Annotated in this window: 17 protein-coding genes and 1 pseudogene; 15 read left to right on the top strand and 3 right to left on the bottom strand. The window is 50.5% G+C overall.

Annotation, left to right across the window (positions count from 1 at the left end; genetic code table 11):
* The first annotated feature begins 70 nt into the window (after positions 1–70).
* The 3 genes from parE (at position 71) to K7397_RS17755 (ending at position 5,106) form a co-directional block, all read left to right on the top strand.
* Positions 71–2,050: a DNA topoisomerase IV subunit B gene (gene parE, locus K7397_RS17765; protein WP_223069411.1), complete on the top strand. Its 1,980-nt coding sequence runs from the start codon at positions 71–73 to the stop codon at positions 2,048–2,050.
* Positions 2,051–2,061: 11 nt separating this feature from the next.
* The gene (gene gyrA / locus K7397_RS17760) at positions 2,062–4,524 is read left to right on the top strand and encodes a DNA gyrase subunit A (protein ID WP_223069409.1); all 2,463 of its coding nucleotides are present in this window, start codon (positions 2,062–2,064) and stop codon (positions 4,522–4,524) included.
* 171 nt (positions 4,525–4,695) lie between these two features.
* Complete coding sequence (locus K7397_RS17755) at positions 4,696–5,106, top strand: MarR family winged helix-turn-helix transcriptional regulator (RefSeq protein WP_223069408.1); 411 nt, start codon at positions 4,696–4,698, stop codon at positions 5,104–5,106.
* Between the two features lie 80 nt (positions 5,107–5,186).
* Here the strand turns inward: K7397_RS17755 and K7397_RS17750 are convergent, their stop codons facing one another.
* The 3 genes from K7397_RS17750 to K7397_RS17740 all read right to left on the bottom strand — a co-directional run bounded on the left by K7397_RS17750 (position 5,187) and on the right by K7397_RS17740 (position 7,779).
* Positions 5,187–5,909, bottom strand: coding sequence for an RluA family pseudouridine synthase (locus K7397_RS17750; protein WP_223069407.1), 723 nt, complete (start codon positions 5,907–5,909; stop codon positions 5,187–5,189).
* A 2-nt stretch (positions 5,910–5,911) separates the two neighbouring features.
* Positions 5,912–6,775: a class I SAM-dependent methyltransferase gene (locus tag K7397_RS17745; RefSeq protein WP_223069406.1), complete on the bottom strand. Its 864-nt coding sequence runs from the start codon at positions 6,773–6,775 to the stop codon at positions 5,912–5,914.
* Between the two features lie 167 nt (positions 6,776–6,942).
* Positions 6,943–7,779 carry a GNAT family N-acetyltransferase gene (locus K7397_RS17740; protein ID WP_223069405.1) on the bottom strand — a complete coding sequence of 279 codons (837 nt, stop codon included), beginning with the start codon at positions 7,777–7,779 and terminating at the stop codon, positions 6,943–6,945.
* 176 nt (positions 7,780–7,955) lie between these two features.
* On the opposite strand from K7397_RS17740, the gene K7397_RS17735 reads away from it, so the two are divergent.
* The 12 genes and pseudogenes from K7397_RS17735 to K7397_RS17680 all read left to right on the top strand — a co-directional run bounded on the left by K7397_RS17735 (position 7,956) and on the right by K7397_RS17680 (position 19,278).
* A complete protein-coding gene (locus tag K7397_RS17735) occupies positions 7,956–8,735 on the top strand; it encodes an ABC transporter ATP-binding protein (protein ID WP_223069404.1) in 780 nt (259 codons plus the stop codon).
* Positions 8,736–8,821: 86 nt separating this feature from the next.
* Entirely contained in the window at positions 8,822–9,697 is an 876-nt protein-coding gene (locus K7397_RS17730; protein ID WP_223069403.1) for a prohibitin family protein, read from the top strand.
* 477 nt (positions 9,698–10,174) lie between these two features.
* Positions 10,175–11,848, top strand: a complete 1,674-nt coding sequence (locus K7397_RS17725; RefSeq protein ID WP_223069402.1) for a sensor domain-containing protein — start codon at positions 10,175–10,177, stop codon at positions 11,846–11,848.
* A gap of 198 nt (positions 11,849–12,046) precedes the next feature.
* Entirely contained in the window at positions 12,047–12,592 is a 546-nt protein-coding gene (locus K7397_RS17720; RefSeq protein ID WP_223069401.1) for a hypothetical protein, read from the top strand.
* A 100-nt stretch (positions 12,593–12,692) separates the two neighbouring features.
* Complete coding sequence (locus K7397_RS17715) at positions 12,693–12,878, top strand: hypothetical protein (RefSeq protein WP_223069398.1); 186 nt, start codon at positions 12,693–12,695, stop codon at positions 12,876–12,878.
* Between the two features lie 142 nt (positions 12,879–13,020).
* A complete protein-coding gene (locus tag K7397_RS17710; RefSeq protein WP_223069395.1) occupies positions 13,021–13,713 on the top strand; it encodes a response regulator transcription factor in 693 nt (230 codons plus the stop codon).
* Complete coding sequence (locus tag K7397_RS17705) at positions 13,706–14,860, top strand: sensor histidine kinase (protein ID WP_223069392.1); 1,155 nt, start codon at positions 13,706–13,708, stop codon at positions 14,858–14,860. Before K7397_RS17710 ends, K7397_RS17705 begins: the two co-directional genes overlap by 8 nt.
* A gap of 97 nt (positions 14,861–14,957) precedes the next feature.
* Positions 14,958–15,893 (top strand): ABC transporter ATP-binding protein, encoded by a 936-nt coding sequence (locus tag K7397_RS17700; RefSeq protein WP_223069389.1) that lies wholly within the window; start codon positions 14,958–14,960, stop codon positions 15,891–15,893.
* A 15-nt stretch (positions 15,894–15,908) separates the two neighbouring features.
* Positions 15,909–17,039: an ABC transporter permease gene (locus K7397_RS17695; protein ID WP_223069387.1), complete on the top strand. Its 1,131-nt coding sequence runs from the start codon at positions 15,909–15,911 to the stop codon at positions 17,037–17,039.
* Between the two features lies 1 nt (position 17,040).
* Positions 17,041–18,189, top strand: a complete 1,149-nt coding sequence (locus K7397_RS17690) for an ABC transporter permease (RefSeq protein ID WP_223069386.1) — start codon at positions 17,041–17,043, stop codon at positions 18,187–18,189.
* A 157-nt stretch (positions 18,190–18,346) separates the two neighbouring features.
* On the top strand, positions 18,347–18,733 hold the full coding sequence (mscL, locus tag K7397_RS17685; protein WP_223069385.1) for a large conductance mechanosensitive channel protein MscL: 387 nt from the start codon (positions 18,347–18,349) through the stop codon (positions 18,731–18,733).
* Positions 18,734–18,955: 222 nt separating this feature from the next.
* Positions 18,956–19,278: pseudogene (locus tag K7397_RS17680) on the top strand (transposase).
* Positions 19,279–19,354: the final 76 nt, after the last annotated feature.

Here is a 19,354-nt window from a genome sequence, read left to right as displayed (position 1 = left end):
AGAAAACATTTGTTTGCATTCAGGGTGGTTAGTCATCCTACATAGAGCAAAACTTAAAGGGGGAGCATGAATGGCCGAGCAGATCGATTTGTTCGCGGCCGGGTCCGGGAACGGCGGAGACGCCGCAGGATATGACGCGGACGATATTCAAGTGCTCGAAGGGCTTGTCGCGGTGCGGAAGCGGCCAGGGATGTATATCGGCAGCACGAGTTCATCGGGGCTGCATCATCTGGTATGGGAGATCGTCGACAACGCCGTGGACGAACATCTTGCCAAGTACTGCTCCAGGATCGATATTACGCTGCATAAAGACGGATCGGTAACCGTCCTTGACAATGGCCGCGGTATTCCGACGGGCATGCACAAAACGGGGATTCCAACGCCGCAGGTCGTATATACGATCCTGCATGCCGGAGGGAAATTCGGCGGCGGCGGATACAAGAAATCCGGAGGACTCCACGGTGTCGGCGCATCCGTTACGAATGCGCTGTCGGAGTGGCTCGAGGTTGAGATTTACCGCGAAGGCAAAATCCACCGCATGCGTTTCGAGTACTGGATCAGCAAGGACGGGAAGGAGCATGTTGGCGAGCCGGTGACCGGGCTCGAAGTGATCGGAAATACGAACCGTACAGGTACCAAGGTAACCTTTAAGCCGGATATCCGGGTATTTCAGAATGGCATCGCATTAAATTACGATACGCTCGCGGAACGTTTGCAGGAGATCGCTTTTTTGAATTCAGGCTTGAAGGTAGTCCTGAAAGATGAGCGGTCAGGCAATTCCGACGAGTTTTTTTACGAAGGCGGCGCCAGCCAGTTTGTCGAGTTTCTGAATGAAGGCAAGGATGTGCTGCACGATGTTGTACACTTTTACGCCGAACGCGACGATATTGAAGTGGAAGTGGCTTTGCAGTACAATTCCGGCTACACGGAAACGATAGCGTCTTTCGTCAACTCGATTCCGACACGCGGCGGCGGAACGCACGAGACCGGGTTCAAAACGGCTTACACCCGCGTGATGAATGATTATGCCCGCAAGAACGGCTTGATCAAGGAGAAGGACAAAAACCTGGAAGGAAACGACCTGCGTGAAGGCATGATGGCCGTCATCAGCGTGAAGATGTCCGAGGTCGAGTTTGTCGGCCAGACGAAGGACCAGCTGGGCAGCGCAGGGGCCAGAAGCGCGGTCGACGCGGTTGTAGCCGAGAAAATGCAGCTATTTCTTGAGGAGAATCCGGGAATCGCGCAGGTGCTGATCAAGAAAGCCGTTCAGGCATCGAAAGCACGCGAAGCGGCCCGTAAGGCCCGGGACGAAATGCGCAGCGGCAAGAAGCGCAGCGAAGGCTCGAATCTCGGAGGGAAGCTGACCCCTGCCCAATCGAAGGATTATACGCGGACCGAGCTGTTTATTGTCGAAGGGGACTCCGCGGGCGGATCGGCTAAACAGGGCCGGGATTCCAAAATCCAGGCGATCCTGCCGCTGAAGGGCAAGCCGATGAATCCGGAGAAGGCCAAGCTTGCGGACATTCTTAAGAACGATGAATACCGCGCCATCATTACGGCGATCGGAGCCGGAGTCGGAACGGAATTCGCTTTGGAAGACAGCAATTTCTCCAAGATCATCATCATGACGGATGCCGATACCGACGGCGCGCACATCCAGGTGCTGCTGCTCACTTTCTTTTACCGCTATATGAAGCCGCTCATTGATGCGGGGCGCGTATACATCGCGCAGCCGCCGCTGTACAAAATCACGCGCCGTTCCGGCAAGCTTGAAACGGTGAGATATGCGTGGACGGACGAGCAGCTTCAGAATTACCTGAAGGAATTCGGGAAAAATTTCGAGCTTCAGCGCTATAAAGGACTCGGCGAGATGAATCCCGAGCAGCTGTGGGAAACGACGATGGATCCGGAGACGAGAACGCTGCTGCAGGTTCAGATCGAGGATGCGGCCAAGGCGGAGCGCCGGGTCTCCACGCTGATGGGCGATAAAGTGGAGCCGCGCAAGCGCTGGATCGTCGAGAACGTTGATTTCACAGAGTATGAGGAATAGAAGGTGAATGCATGAGTATGCTGGAAAACTTTTTGCCGGCTTACCTCGAAGAGGTTGTGGGAGACCGCTTCGGCAGATACTCCAAATATATTATCCAGGACCGGGCGATTCCGGACGTCAGGGATGGCCTGAAGCCTGTACAGCGCCGCATTTTGTATGCCATGTACGATTCCGGGAATACGCCGGACAAGCCGTACCGCAAATCGGCCAAGACGGTTGGCGACGTCATGGGCAACTACCATCCGCACGGAGATTCCTCCATCTATGACGGCATGGTACGGATGGCGCAGCCGTGGAAAATGGGCCATGTGCTCGTTGACGGTCACGGCAACTGGGGATCGCAGGATGACGATCCGCCCGCGGCCATGCGTTACACCGAGGCTCGCCTGTCGCCGATTGCGCTTGAACTGCTCCGCGATATTGAGAAACGCACGGTGCTGTTCAAGGACAACTTCGACAATACGGCCAAGGAGCCGGTCGTGCTGCCGTCGCGTTTTCCGAACCTGCTCGTAAACGGTGTAAGCGGGATTTCTTCAGGTTTCGCGACAGAGATCCCGACGCACAACCTGCGGGAGGTTATTGATGCTTGCATCCTGCTGATGGAGAAGCCGGATACGAATCTGGAGCAGCTGATGACGATTATGAAGGGTCCGGACTTCCCGACTGGCGGCATTATTATGGGCGAGGAAGGCATTCGCGAAGCGTATGAAACAGGCAAAGGCCGGATCTACATCAGGTCCAAAACGGAAATCGAAAATGTTCGCGGCGGTAGACAGCAAATCGTGATCACGGAAATTCCGTATCAGGTGGTTAAGTCCCGGCTCGTTACCGCGATGGAGAATATCCGGCTGGAGAAGAAGGTTGAAGGCATTTCCGAAGTGAGGGACGAAAGCGGGCGCGCCGGCCTCCGCATCGTCGTTGAACTGAAAAAGGATGCGGACGCGCAAGGGATTTTGGCTTATTTGCTGAAAAAGACAGACCTGCAGGTCACCTACAACTTCAACATGGTGGCGATTGTCAACAAAGCACCGCGTCAGCTTGGCGTGACGGAAATGTTGAAAGCCTACATCGCCCATCAGCGGGAAGTAGTGACATTCCGGACCCGGTTTGAGCTGGAGAAAGCATTGGACAGAGCCCATGTTCTCGAAGGTCTGGTCAAGGCGCTGAATATTCTGGATGAAGTGATCGCTGCCATCAAGGCCTCGAAAAACCGTCAGGACGCCCAGAACAACTTGCAGTGGATGTTCGGCTTCTCGGAACGCCAGGCGGACTCGATTCTGACGCTCCAATTGTACCGCCTTACCAATCTGGAAATTACGCAGCTCCAGAAGGAACTGGGCGAAACGCAGAAGAAGATTGCGTCACTGCAGGCGATTCTGGACAGTGACAAAAAGCTCGTGTCCGTTATTCGGAAGGAATTGACCGAAATCCGCGACAAATACGGCGTAGAACGGCGCTCCGTCATTCAGGGCGAAGTGGAAGAGCTCAAAGTAAACCTGGAAGTCATGGTCACCCAGGAGGATGTGTTCGTTACGCTGTCGGGCGAAGGCTATATCAAGCGGACAAGCATGCTTTCCTTCACGCGCTCGGGCGGCGAATTCGGCAGCGCCGGAGTCAAAGAGGGAGACTATATCAAATACATCCAGAGTGTCAATACGCTCGAGAATCTGTTGATCTTCACCCAACGCGGGCAATATTTCTTGCTGCCGGTCCATCAGATTCCGGAGTTCAAGTGGAAGGATAACGGAACGGCGATCGTCAATGTCATTCCGCTGGCCAAGGAAGACCGGATTGTGAGCTGCATCCCTGTCCGCATGTTCGATCAGCCTGGCATTAGCCTCATATTCGTGACCAAACGCGGCCAAGTGAAGCGGACCGCTCTTGGCGAGTATGAGACGAAGCGCTCATCGGCCGTGGCGGCGTGCAAGGTTAGTGCCGATGATGAGGTCGTGTCGGTAACGCCTAGCAAGGGCAATCAGGATATCCTGCTGATCACGAAGCTGGGCATGGCGATTCGGTTTAACGAGGAAGAAGTGAACAGCATGGGCCGGGTTGCCGCAGGAGTACGGGGAATCCAGCTCCGGGAAGGCGACGAAGTGGTCTCTGCACTCTGGGTGGAAGGCGAAGAGGGCGAAATACTCGTCGTCTCCGATCTTGGTTACGGCAAGCGTTCGCTGCTGCTGGATTATCCGTCCCAAAGCCGCGGCGGCAAAGGGATTCAAACGTTCGAATTCAAAGAAGGCAAGAGGGTCAAGCCGAATGGCAACGGAATCGTCGGCGGATTCTGGTGCAAGGAACCGCTGCAAATTGCCGCGATTACGCATGAGGCGCAAGCAGCTGATTTTTCGTCGGAAAAGGCGCCGCTCAGCGACCGGAAATCGATAGGCAAAGCGGTCGTACATCTGGAGAAAAACGACTACATTACGGATTTGATCGTTCTACCGCATTATGCTTCAGGGCAGTCAGAAGGTTAGAAGAAAATCGGAACATACAGAGATTTGACGAAAGAGAGCTTTTCCTGGCAGATATGCCTGAGGAAAAGTTCTTCTTTTGTCGTTTAATGCGATAAAGGAGGAAATGAAAGGCCGGGCGGCGAACAGTTAAGGCAGTGAAATAAATGGAATGCTGACATGGAGGGATCTGAATTGTATACTGAAGAGTTCAACAAACTTTGGACAAAGCTGTCCAAAGACTATCAGTCGCATATGGAGAACGAACTGTCGCCTTCTCTGACGGAATCGCAGCTGACCGTTCTGGAACTGCTGGGGGACCAGCCGAAGATGAAGCCGTCGGATATGATTCCTTTTCTGGCTACGACGCCGGCTGCCGTCACCATGCTGCTCGACCGGATGGAAAAGGGCGGGCTGATTTCGCGGGAGAGGGATGAAGCCGACCGCCGGATTGTCTGGATTTCGATAACTGACAAGGGCCGGAAAGAAGCCGATCGCGGCAGAGAGATCAGAAGCCGTTTTTTGGAGCAAATGCTGGACCGCATTTCGACCCACAATCAGCAGCTGCTGCTGTTTCTGCTCGGTAAAATTACAAACCCCAAATAGAGACCTGTTAAGTCAAAAAAAGGGCCGATCCGGGTGCAGAATGCCTCTGCATGGCGGATCGGCCCTTTTTATATTCGGTTCTACTTATGAATTTCACCGCTCCATAATGACCATGGGTACTCATTGGGAGGACTGGAAACAAGCTGAACGGGTTGTTTCGTGACCGGGTGCGGTATGCCCACGAAGGAAGACCACAGAGCGATCTGCTGGCCCGGCTTGTTGAGCTTGGCGCCATATTTTTGGTCTCCGTACAGCGGACAGCCTGTATAGCTGAACTGTACGCGAATTTGGTGGGGACGTCCCGTGTGAAGCTCAACGCGAACGAGGGACATCCCCTTGGCAGGGCTGCCGACTACGCTGTAATCCAGAATAGCTTCCTTGGCTCCGCTTGTCCCTTTCGGAACGACAGAAACGGTATTGGTTCGTTCGTCCTTGAGCAGGTAGTGAGTCAGACGTCCTTGTCTTACGGACGGCACGCCATGCACAACGGCCAAATACGTTTTCTCGAACTGGCGGCTCCGCACGGCTTCGGATAAGCGGGAGGCAGCCTTGGAGGTTTTGGCAAAGATCATCGCTCCGCCAACAGGGCGGTCCAAACGGTGAACAAGCCCCAAATAGACATTTCCCGGCTTGTTATAGCGTTCCTTCAGATCTTCCTTGAGCAGCGTAAGCATGTCCGGATCTCCGCTCGCATCTTCCTGTACCGGCACATTGACCGGCTTCTCGACCCCGAGCAGATGATTATCTTCATAGAGAATCGTCATGGAAGGCGTGCTCCATGTTCTCGCCAAATGTTCGGACATGCTTATTCCTCCCAGCGGCCCAATATGCCGCATGGCAGATGAAGACCGGAACGGGTAATGGGCAATCCAAGCTCTCCAGCGGAAATATGTCCGCCAAACTTCCGCTTAACCGTCATGGACAGCATGTTGTGCAGCACGGTCGGGGAAATGCCGGTGGTGTAGGAGTTGATTAGGAAGAACAGCGGCTTGTCCGATAAAATGCTCAGACACGACTCCACGAATGGATACAGGCTCTGCTCCAGCTTCCACATCTCCCCGCCGGGTCCCCTGCCGTAGGAAGGGGGATCCATAATAATGGCGTCGTAGCGGTTGCCTCTTCGTTGCTCGCGCTGCACGAATTTGAATACATCGTCCGTAATGAAACGGACCGGACGATTGCCAAGCCCCGACAGCTGCAAATTCTCCTTGGCCCACTGCACCATGCCCTTCGCGGCGTCCACGTGAACGACCGAGGCGCCGGCGGAAGCGGCGGCAACGGAAGCGCCGCCGGTGTATGCGAACAAATTCAGCACCGAAATCGGGCGGCCGGCACTGCTGATCTTGTCGATCATCCAGCTCCAGTTGGCTGCTTGCTCCGGAAACAAGCCGGTATGCTTGAAATTCGTCGGCCGGATATGAAATTTCAGCCGGTCGTAGCCGATGGTCCATTTTTCGGGAATCGCCTTTTTCATTTCCCAGCGCCCGCCTCCCGAAGAACTGCGGTGATAGTGGCCGTGAACCTTTTTCCAATCGCCGGTTTCCTGCTCAATCGGCCATATAATTTGCGGATCTGGCCTGCGCAAGATGACATCGCCCCAGCGCTCCAGCTTGTCTCCGCCGCCTGTATCGATTAATTCATAGTCTTTCCAGTCTGTTGCTACATACATCGTCTGCAATCCATCCTTCCAGGTACAAACATCGGCTCCGCCTGCCTTTAGAGCAGCGGAGCCGGTCGTTTAATCAATTACTTTATATTGTACCTCATTTTGCCTGTTTGATGCCAGAACAACTCTTGTTATCGCTGCCTGCAAGCAGCATGGAAAGAGTGGCCGGCTTAAGGCCGGTATCCGTAGTAATCCTGCACTTGAACGGTTTCAAAGCCGCACGATTTGTAAAGGTGGAGAGCCCTGTCATTGTTCAGCGCTACTTCCAGAAAGACATCGCGGCCCAGGCTGTATTCCTGCTTCACGATCTGCATCAGGGCGGATCGGCCGATTCCTTGTCCCCGGAAGTGATCGAAGATGACAAATCCATAGATCCAGCTTTGTTTGGGGTCCGTATTGACGAGCAGTTTTCCGGCGCTTTCACCTTTGTACTCGATCATATACAGAAGGGAATCCTTCTCCCCGGATTGGCGTTCATAGATGCTGGCAGCTTCCTCCTCCGTCATCTCAAAACCCTGAGCATCGAGCGAAATGATGGCGTTCCGGTCAAGGCTCTCCGCAGGACGAAGGTGTACCTCCGCAAGGACAACCGGAGCTTCACTCGAAGCAGGAGCTGAATACTTCATTTGATATTCCGAGAAACCGGGAGTTGCTCCCACGGAAACGGCAAAGGCTTTGCCCGTGAGCGAGTCGGCGGGCGTATTCAGCCATATTTCCTTGTACCGGTCCGCGCGTTCTTTCGGCAGCGCTTCTTGTAACAGGCTCGTAAAAAGGCCCTGTCTGCGGTATTCGGGAGATACCATGCCGCACACTTCGATTTTGGAGGCAAAGTCGTATAAGCCAAGAAAGGCAACGATCCGGCCGTCCTGCCGGCAAATGAAATCATCCTGATCCTCGGCCTTCCGGCTGCGCAGCATATCCCAGTTCAGCTTGAGCGAAATGTTGTCCTCTTGTTCAACTTTGATTTGCAAGGCTTTGATCTGTTCCCAATCCTCAGGGTTTAACATGTTTGATCGTCCTCCATATTGGCATGCTTCTCCCATTTTATAGGAAATGAAGCTCATGCGGTAGAGATTGAATGATTAAAATGATTCTTTATATTCAGGAGCCTCAGGAGTTCTTGACAAGCTGGGAAGGGGAGAGGTAGTTTGTTAATATTCACAAAGAGGGAGAGGAATCAATCGTGTCCAAGATCATCGAAATGAAGAATGTTGCATGGCGCAGGGAAGGCAAGACTGTACTGAACGACATCAATTGGAGCGTGAACGAGGGAGAAAGCTGGGCGTTATTTGGACTGAACGGATCCGGGAAAACGACGATTTTGAACATGCTTACCGGATACATTTGGCCGTCTGCGGGCGAAATCAGCGTTCTCGGACATAAATATGGCGAGGTTGACGTACGCGAGCTGCGCCGTTCGATCGGCTGGGTCAGCTCGTCGCTTCAGGAAAAGATATACGGGAGCGAGAAAGCTCAGGATCTCGTTGTCAGCGGGAAGTATGCCTCTATCGGGCTGTACGAAAAGCCGTCTTCCCAGGATTACGACAAAGCATTGCAGCTGATGCAACAATTGCGATGCGGGCATTTGCTGGACCGTACCTATCAGACCTGTTCGCAGGGGGAGAAGCAGAAGCTGCTGATTGCCAGAGCGCTGATGGCTTCGCCCAAGCTGCTGATTCTGGACGAAGCGTGCAACGGTCTTGATTTTATCTCCAAAGAGGGATTGCTCGGCAGTATCGAAGAGCTCGCCAAGGGAGCTGACGCTCCGCATATGCTGTACGTTACGCATCATACGGAAGAAATTTTACCGGTTTTCCGCAAAACACTGCTGCTCCGCCGGGGAGAAGTATTCGGCTCGGGCCTGACGTCCGAGATGCTAAGCGGCAGCGTTCTGTCTGACTTTTTCGAGATGCCGGTAGATGTGTCGTGGAGTCATGAACGGGCCTGGCTATCCAAAAGTTAACCAGTGTTTGTAACCTTTCTTCCTTTGTCACGTAGAAAAGATTAGCTGGAGCTAATACATAAAATGATGAATATGGAGGAGTAGGTATGGAAACAGTACCCAACACGAGCAAACAACCGTCCGGGAAACGGACGAATGTAGGGAAAGGGATAGCGGCAGCGATTGTTGTCCTGATCGTTATTATTTTGAGCTTGAACAGCTTTTCACAGGTGCAGTACGGTCATGTCGGTTTATATAAGACATTTGGCAGACTGAATGACAACGTACTCGAACCAGGCATACATCTTAAACTTCCTTTTGTACAGACGATCATTCAGGTTAACACCCAGGTTGCCAAGACGGAGACCGACACCTCGGCCTCTTCCAAAGATTTGCAGCCTGTCTCGACGCATGTAGCGGTCAACTATTCCATTCAGAAAGAAACGGCTTACCGTTTAATGAACAATATTGGCGGTTCCTACGATACGGTTATCATTAATCCGGCCATTCAGGAAATCGTCAAGGAAGTCACCGCGCGCTATCCTGCCGAAGACCTGATTGCAAAACGGGACGCTGTTGCCGGAGAGATCAGTGAAAACCTCAAAAATCGGCTGGCCAAATACGATCTGGTTGTCAATGACATCAACATTGTCAATTTCAAATTTTCCGACGCCTTTAATCAATCGATCGAGGCGAAGCAGGTTGCTCAGCAGCAGGCGCTTAAAGCCGAAAACGACCTGAAGCGGATCGAAATCGAAGCCAAGCAAAAGGTGGCCCAGGCGCAGGCTGAAGCGGAATCCCTCAAGCTGAAGAAACAGGAGGTTACTCCGGAGCTCGTACAGCTGAAGCAGATCGAAGTACAGGAAAAGGCGCTTGAAAAATGGGACGGAAGACTGCCTTCCGTCACCGGCGGCGCTACACCGTTTATTGATTTGAACTCAATCGCAAGTCCAAACGCCAAAACGACCGGACCGAATCAATAGTTCGGAAAGTTAAAACCGGCACGGAAATTTCCGTGCCGGTTTTAATATGGGCTGCGTTACCTGGCGGAAGTCCGCAAACAAAATTGCGCGGTTCCGCAAATGAAATGGCGGCAAAGACACATATTTTTCGGTTACTGTTAAAAAGTGAGAGTGTATAATGGTGTTAATAGGTATTAGTACCTAGGCATAATCGAGTATTTGAATGATCTGCCGATTCTAACGCCTGAACAAAATCAACTTCGGCAGCCGGACCGTAGGAGCGGGGTCACCCGGGCAAATCCTGTCCTTTCGGACCGGATTTTTTTGTGAACGACGCAAGCTTCTCCGACGCGATAAGAACCGCTATTATAAAAAAACAAGGAAATGCCGATGGATTAAATAGGAAGATTTTGTCCATAACAGCTGGTATATTCCAGTGATCATGCCGGCAGATACCGATTTGGACTTCACATCATCAATGAACTGGGGGGTTAGAAAATGACGCCTTGCAGCATGAACCATTCAATGGAAGCCGAAACAGAGAAGCTGAAAATACTGTTGGAATGCAGCACGGACGCAATTTTCTGGATGAGCAGCGAGGGAATGATTTTGGATGTAAATGCCGCAATCGTGGATATCTCGGGCTATGAGGCCGATTATTTTGTGAATCGTCCGTTCGGCCATTTCTTCAAAGGGCAAAAACTTAATGAGCGAAATAAAGCGAAGGTGAAGCTGCGCCACCAACAGGGGCATGAAGTTGGACTTCACATGACGATTGTACCGGTTGTTGTCGAGGGCAACATCATCGGAGTTCTCGCTATCTGCCGGCCGTCTTCCCCGGAACGTCTTCAGGAAGAAGTCTTGCTCCGGCAAATCAGGCAGATGACTTACTATGACAGCTTAACGGGTCTGCCCAATTTGAACAAATTCAAAGAAATCTGGGGTAGGTTTCAGAGTGATCCGGAGGCTGCAAAGATCCCCCGCGCGATTTTATTGTTTGATATGGACCGGTTCCGAGTTGTGAATCATTATGCCGGCTATGAACGGGGGAATGACTTTATGGTCGCCGTCGCCAAGCGGCTCTCATCGGATATACGTCAAGAGGATATCGTTTTCCGCTGGACAAGCGACCGTTTTCTAATTCTTTTGCATAACGTCACAAGAGCCCAAACGAAGCAGATTCTCGAACGCATCCTTCATCAATTTCAAATTCCTCTTGTTGTCAAACAAATGGAATGTGTCATTACCCCTAGCATCGGCGTCGGCCTATTCCCTGAGGATGGGACCGATGCGGACACGCTAATGAACAAAGCTTCCATCGCCATGCATTTCACAAAAAGCAGCGGCAAAAACAGCTACCGGTTTTACAACAACAAAATGGATACCGGAAGCTCGCCCATAATGGAGCAGCAGCTGCGGAAAGCGCTTGTGAACAAAGAGTTCGTGCTGTATTATCAGCCTAAAGTCGATATTTTTACCGGCATCACTACAGGCGTTGAAGCGCTTGTGCGCTGGAATCATCCGGAATATGGCGTGATCCCCCCGAGTAAGTTTATTCCGCTTGCCGAAGAGAGCGGACTGATCGTTCCGCTCGGGACATGGGTTCTCGAAACGGCCTGCGCCCAAAACAAGGCATGGCAGGAGGCAGGGCTTTCGCCTATGGTAGTGTCCGTCAATCTATCACCGCACCAGTTTAAACACGGCAACATTGTGGCAGCGGTTGAAGGCGCGCTCGTCAAATCGGGATTGGCTCCGCATTTTCTTGAAGTGGAAATTACGGAAAGCATGATGCTGGATGTCAATTACGCAATAGAAACGCTAACAAAATTAAAAAAGCTAGGTGTCCACACCTCGCTTGATGATTTTGGCAAGGGCTACAGCTCGCTGGCCTATCTGAAGTCTCTGCCGATCGATATTTTGAAAGTCGACAGCTCCTTTATCAAAAACTGCACGGAAGATCATCACGATGCGGCTCTTCTGAAGACGATCGTCAACATGGGGCACAATTTGGAAATGACCGTGGTTGCCGAAGGCGTAGAGGCTGCGGAGCAGTTGGACTTGCTGAGGGAGTATGCTTGCCACCAGGCTAAGGGCTATTTGCTCAGCAAGCCTGTGCCGGCGTCTGATATGCTAGCAACCCTTACGAATATCAGCAGAAGGTTTCAGATGTAACAAGGCCATGAATTCTACATAATGATTAGCTACAGATCGGACAGCTTCTGAATGCAAGAGGGTTTTTACGGTGAATCCGTTAAAAGCCCTTTTTTTGTTTTAAGAATAACTTCGTAATTCTTTTCCCGATCTTCGCGGAATAAGCTGGATTATAAATCGCCATTCAGCAGTTCATTCTGAAATGAGGAGCTGAAGACCGTGGGAGCGCTAAGCAACTGGACTGATTTCTGGGGTACCTTTCGCCTGTCGATCCTGATCAGTTTACTCGGAGCCTTGATTGGACATTATTCCAAAAACGGGGTGATTCAGTTTCCTCTGTTTGTTATTCCGTATGAGAAGAGCAGCTGGCTGGAGAGATGTCTGACTTATCCGGTGAAAAGGGGAGATGGACTGCGCAAAGTTTTGATTACCGTATTTTTGTGGCCTGCTGACATTGTTTTATTTGTATTCGGCTTTCGGGGCGAGCAGCACGGCGACAAACGTGTATATTTGGAGCTCGGACTTTTGGGGGATATCCTGATCGGGATCGGAACCGGAGTTTTGGCGAAAACGGCCGTTGAAATGGCGGGGAGCGAAAACATCTACGCCGAGATCAGCGCCGCGTTCATAGCCGGCTTCGCGGGCTTGTCCTATATTCGGGAGCGGCAGCGCAAAGATTTGGGAATAGATCGGCATCTGGACCCTAGCGCCGTAGCGGAGACCGTAATGGACAGCGAATCCGCTCAGCCTAAAAAAGAGGACTAAAAGCCGTAATGCCCTGCAATTTTTATGCTGGGGCATAGCTTCATGTCCAATCACAAGGTACAGTAAACACCATATGATGTAAGCAGAAGGAGGCGTTGTTGTGGCAAGGAAAATCAATGTGACTGAGGATGAATACAAAGAGCTGCAGAAGCTCGCCGAAATTGTGAACAATTTGAATATTCCGACAGGACAGCGGAAAATTGCCAAGGCTCAATATGAAGCGATTCTGCGGCTGGCGAAAAACAGGCCGAATTTGCCCAGAATGAATAACATGCGCATTGTGTAAGCGAACTTCGGAACTGCAAAGAAGAGCGGAAGCCTGACTGGGAAGCGGTGAGGCTTTTTTTCATGGCATAAAAACGGATCAATGCTATAATAGATTTCGCGTAGAACCGAGGATTACCTTAAGTATAAGGAGCATTTTTTGAATGAAAATAAAAGTTTTGATCGCCGACGACAATTCATTTATCCGCGAAGGGATGAAGATCATTCTTTCCAGCTTCGATGAATTTGAAGTGGCGGCCACGGTACAGGACGGAGCAGAAGCCGTGGAATTCTGCCGGAATCACGAGGTGGATGTTGCGCTGCTGGACATCCGCATGCCGAATATGAGCGGGGTGGAGGCCACGCGCCTAATTGTTCAGGAGACAGCGGTCAAGCCGCTGATTCTGACCACTTTTGACGATGATGCCTTCATCATTGAAGCGATTCAGGCCGGTGCAAGAGGATATTTACTCAAAAATAACGATCCCGAACAAATCCGGGATGCCATTAAAAGCGTCCATCATAACCATCATGTCCTGCAGGGCGACATTGTGGACAAGATCAAAACAAGCCTGCCGTCAGCAATCCGGTCGGAGGAGCCGCACAGCCCGAAACAGCCGCCGGAAACCACGAATTGCGGCATCATCGACCAAAGTCTGTTTTCCGAGCGTGAGCTTGAGGTCATGGCCCAAATCGCCAAAGGGCTCTCTAATAAAGGAATTTCCAAGAAGCTGTTCCTTTCGGAAGGCACGGTTGCCAATCATATTACGTCTATATTAAATAAAACGGGACTTGAACACCGGACACAGATAGCGATTTACTATTTGACCGGAGAAGTGCGGATGTCGGATGAATAGCAGGAACAGACCGTTTGAGCTTTGGACTGTCGGCAGCAAAACGATTGTTCTGATTTACGTCATTTACGGTACATATTTCAATTTGAAACACGCAGGCGGTTGGTATATTTTTGCCTATTTGTTGTACATATCCCTCAGTTGCGGACTGCTGATCCCTCGCAAGAGGGCGCTCTCTCAAGCGCTTGTTCTTCTGTCCATTTTGTTTCTTGCGATGTGCTCGAAGGCGTTAAGCCCGCAGTTTTTGCTGCTGCTCCCAATCAGTTTGTATGAACTCATTTCTTTATGGATGAAAAACAGGCTGTCGTTCCTTCTGCTTCTGGTGCCGCTTTTGTTTGTTCCTGCTTCACTCCTTGCTCTCTATTTGCTCATTGCCGGAATCAGCGTCCTCGGATTTATCGTAATCCGGCATTACGATGAAAAGCTGGACATGCAGATGAGCCAATCGGAACTCATGAGAGCGGACCTGCAAAGGCTGACCCGTACCCTTAATGAAAATAAGGAGTATTTGAAGCAGTCGGAATATACGATTAAGCTCGAGGAACGAAACCGGCTGTCCCAGCGGATTCATGATGAAATCGGCCATTCCATGGCGGGGGCACTAATCCAGATGGAAGCGTCGAAACGGCTGCTGGCAAGCAATCCGGACAAAGCGGCAGAGCTGCTGGGCAATGCGATCGCCATATCCAAGGAGGGGCTCGAGCAAATCCGGCATACACTCAAGAACATCAAACCGAGGTCCGAAGAGCTGGGGATCAACCGGCTTCGGCTGTTTGTCGATGAACTGGCGTCGAAGCATTCCATGACCGCTACGCTGACGCATGAAGGCGATCTGGACGTCATTACGCCGATTCAGTGGAAGGTGATTCAGGACAATGCCACCGAAGCGGTGACCAATACGATCAAGTATGCGGAAGCGGATTCCGTCCGTCTGCATGTCCAGGTGCTGAACCGTTTGGTGAAAGCCGTTGTTTCCGATAATGGCAAAGGGGCGGAAAAAGTCGTCAAGGGTCTCGGCATCAAGGGAATGGAGGAACGGACTGCGGCCCTTGGGGGAACGGTCATCGTAGACGGCTCACGGGGGTTTAGCGTGATTACGCTGCTGCCGTTCGGAAAGAGCCAGGAGAATTCTCATGCCATAAGTCCATGAAATTCCTCATGTCCAAAGGATGAACTTATGCACTGTCGTAAGGTCATCCTTTTTCGTTATGATGAGGACATCAATCAACAAACAGGAGTGAATCCGAATGAACGTGTTGGAGATTCAAGGCTTAACCAAGAAATTCGGCGATTTTCTCGCCGTTGATAACATGAATCTGAAAGTTCGGGAAGGTGAAATATTCGGTTTTCTTGGCGCGAACGGCGCTGGTAAAAGCACAACGATCAACATGATTTCATCGCTGCTGCGGATTACCAAAGGGGAGATCCGGCTGCTGGGCAAAGATATTGCGAAGCATAACAGATTTGCCAAGATGAATATCGGGATTGTGCCTCAGGATCTGGCGATTTACGAGGAGATGACAGCCTATGAAAATGTTCATTTTTTTGCCGGGCTGTACGGACTCAGGGGAGCGGAGCTCAAGGAACGAACGTTTGAAGCGCTGGAATTCGTTGGTTTGGCCGAGAGAGCCAAGGAATATCCGAAAAATTTCTCGGGCGGAATGAAACGGCGGCTAAACATTGCCTGTGCGATTGCCCACAAGCCGAAGCTGATCATTATGGATGAACCGACTGTCGGCATTGATCCCCAGTCCCGAAATTATATACTCAATTCGGTCAAGAAGCTGAATCAAATGGGATGCACGATTATTTACACGAGTCATTACATGGAAGAGGTAGAAGAGATTTGCACCCGCATTGCGATTGTGGACCACGGGAAGATCATTGCCGAAGGGACCAAGGAACAGTTGAAATCGACCATCACCGACACCAAGGATATCCGGATTGGCTATAAATCCGATCAGCCGGTGAATCTGAAGCCGATCAGATTGATTCAAGGGGTCGAGCGAGTAATGGCCCAAGATCAAATGCTTCTGATCCATTCCAAAGCGGAGGTCAATAATCTGAACGCGATCATTCAGCAGCTGATCCAGGATGAGGTTGAAATACGATCCCTGGACGAGCAGGCCCCCAATCTGGAAACCGTATTTCTGACGCTGACCGGCAGAAACCTGCGGGATTAGAAGGAGGAATCATCTGTGAATATACTTCAGATTGCGCGCAAGGAGCTGCTGATTCATCTTCGGGATAAAAGAACCTTTATATTCATGATTGCGTTTCCTCTCGTGCTTATTCTCATCCTTGGCACAGCACTGACCAATGCATTTTCAAGCAACCTGGCGGTTGGCGATATGAACCTGCTGTACAAGGACAATATCCGGAACGGGCAGCTTGCATCCTCCTGGGGGCAATTTGTCCAGGCTTCCCAGCAGGAAGGCATAACGTTCACGAAGGCTGCGGCAGATGAAGATGGGCTAAAGACGGTACAGGATGACCAATACACAGCCTATGCGGAGCTGAGTGACGACGGGATAAAATATTACGGCAGCCCCAAAAACGCCATCGAGAACAATATCATACAAGGCATGCTTACGGTTTATGCCGACAAATTCAATCTTGCGGCTGCGGCGTTTAAAGCGGATCCCTCGCCCTCATCCGTCGCGAACATAACGGTGGCTTCCGGATCGTTCGGCAATTTTATTCAGGAGACGTCGCTTAACAAGGACAAACAACCAGGCTCCATCGATTATTATGCCATTTCGATGACGACGATGATTGCCTTTTATGCCTGCTTGCCGGCAAGCGCCTTGATCCAGAACGAAAGAACACGTAGAACGGCAATCCGGCTTGGCGCTTCGCCTGTGTCGAAGATAGAGATTTTTACCGGAAAAGTGCTTGCGACAACGATTGTGAACTTTTTGTGTATAGCCATTGTGGTACTGTTTAGCAGACTGGCCTTCAAAGCGGAGTGGGGCAGCCATTACATTTCGATTGCGCTTGTCCTGCTGACCGAAGTGGTGCTGGCCGTCAGCTTTGGTCTTGCCTGCAGCTACCTGTTTAATGGCGGGGCCGCACGTGCCTTTATTTTTATTGTAATCCAGGTGATTTCGTTTGTCGGGGGAGCTTACTTCCCGATTGACATCACTTCTGGCGTCGTTCACCAAATTTCGCAGCTGTCTCCGCTTCGCTGGGCAAATCAGGGACTCACGCAAATTATTTATTCAGATCAGGCAAGCGCCGCGATTCCTGTCATCGTTCTGAATGTGGGCCTTAGCGCCGCGTTATTGATCGTCTCAGGATTATATATGCGCAAACGGGAGGGGCTTTAAGTTGAAAGATATCCTTTGGCTTGTGCGGAAAATATTAGTCAATACGTTTCGCAAAAAATCAAACTGGTTTACTTTAATCGTACTCCCGATTGTTGGGGTGCTAATCAGCATGATGATTTACGGCAACGGCAGCGCGGATACGCTGCGGGTCGGGGTTGTTAACCTGGATGGCGACAATGAAATTACCCGGGGCACCGTATCCTTCGTTGAAGGGCTCAAGCAGGTAAAAATGACAGTCATGGATGAAGGTGAGATGAAGAAGGAGATTGCCGCCGGCAAGCTTGACACAGGAATCGTGTTCGAACAAGGATTTGCAGAGCAAGTGAGAAGCGGCAGCCCGCAAGGGATCCGAATCGTCTCGGTAAAAGGGGCACAGGTAACGGCCTATGTCAAATCCTTGCTTCAGAACTACATTGGCAATGTGGCATCAATCGGCGCCTTCGCCAAGGCGGACCAGGCCAAGTTTGATAATATGTATAACGATTACCGGCAGCAGCATTTCAAGCTGGATGCGGTGGCGATGAAGGATACGACAGCGGTGAAAGGCATGACCTATCAGTCGCTTGGATTTCTTGCTGCGTTTATGATGTTCTCGGCGGTCAATTTGACCGAACTGATTCTGAAGGAGAAAGAAAACCGGACCTTTCTGAGACTGATGACATCTCCGGTTTCATCCAGGGTCTACGTATTATCGAACGTTTTGGTCAACATCGTTCTCATTTTCTTGCAGATCGTCATCACCTTGTTTGTTATGAAAAATATTTTTCATATCGATTCGGGAGTTCCTTCCGGCGAGCTGGCTGCAGTCATGCTATTGTTTGGACTAACGGCAATCGCTCTTTCCCTGCTGATTGTAGCCTTTGCCAAGAACACGAGCATGGCCGGCGCCCTGCAAAACTTGATCATTACGCCAACGTGCCTGCTTGCCGGTTGTTATTTTCCGATAGACATTATGCCGGACAACGTTCGTAAAATTTCTACCTTCCTGCCGCAGCATTGGCTGCTGGAGACGGTCGATAAACTTCAGGCAGGGTCAACGCTTGGCAGCCTGTACATGAATTTGCTGATTCTTCTGGCCTTTGCCGCTGTGTTTGCCCTGATCGCCATCTACAGGTTTAGCCGGAATAACGATACGAGAACATTCGTATAATTGATGTTCGTAAGAGACTCTCTTTCAGGCTTTTGGGCCAGATAGAGAGTCTTGTTCGGTTTCATTTCACCGGGGTATGAAAATGGTCAAAACTCGTGTACAATGTGATAGAAAACACAGACAAATTTAAAAGGTATTACTAGTAGGGGTGGTTTCAATGTGGAAAGAATTTAAGGCCTTTGCATTAAAGGGAAATGTGCTCGATCTCGCTATTGGCGTAGTCATCGGGTCGGCGTTCAGTAAAATTGTCACGTCTCTTGTCAATGATCTGATTACCCCGATTCTCGGTATTCTGATCGGCGGTTATAACTTTTCCGGGCTGAAGATCAGCGTCGGAGACTCTCCGATTGCATACGGCAATTTGCTTCAGAGCGTCATCGATTTTCTAATTATTTCCTTCTCGATTTTCCTGTTTATCAAGCTGCTGGGCAAGATGAAGAGAAAAGAGGAAGAACAACCGGTTAAAGCTCCCGTACCTAGCAAGGAGGAGCTGCTCCTGACCGAAATACGCGATCTTTTGAAGCAGCAGCGGCAAGGACAGTAAAACTCATCTCGAAAAAGATTTGTCGATTCCTTTACAGATTTTCCGAACGGGAAAGCCCACTACGGGTGCGATAGCACCCCCTTTAGGGGTGGGATGATAGTGAGGTCGGATACGAGTGCCCTAAGAACTGAAAGGTTTGTGGCGCTTCAAGTATCCGAAAATTTCACTCTTTTTTATTGCATGTCCGTTTCAGTTTATAAATAAAATTGATACAATGTGTATATGAATGAATATAGAAGAACAAACACAACCGTATCATTAATCAACTATCATTTCGTTTTTTGTCCTCGGTATAGAAGAAAAATATTCCTTCGTACTGATGTAGAGGAACGCTTTAAACAGTTGGTACAAGAAATATGCGAAGAATTGAAAATTGTCATTGTTGCTTTAGAGTGTGACAAAGTTCTAAAAAGTTAAGAGAGGAATTTCCTCATCTAGGGCATTTGCCGAGCCTATGGACACGTTCCTATTTCGTATCTACCGCAGGGAACGTACCGAGCGCAACGATTAAGCGTTATGTTGAACAACAAAAAACAAGGGGGTGAATCGATTGATATTTGCCGAAAGGAGACTGAAATGTCACAAACGATAACGGTTAAAATCAAACTGCTTCCAACGAAA

This window comes from Paenibacillus caui, from assembly GCF_019904135.1.
Lineage (GTDB): Bacteria > Bacillota > Bacilli > Paenibacillales > Paenibacillaceae > Fontibacillus > Fontibacillus caui.
The sequence above is the reverse complement of the archived record's forward strand: the minus strand, read 5'-3'. Positions and strand labels throughout refer to the sequence as shown.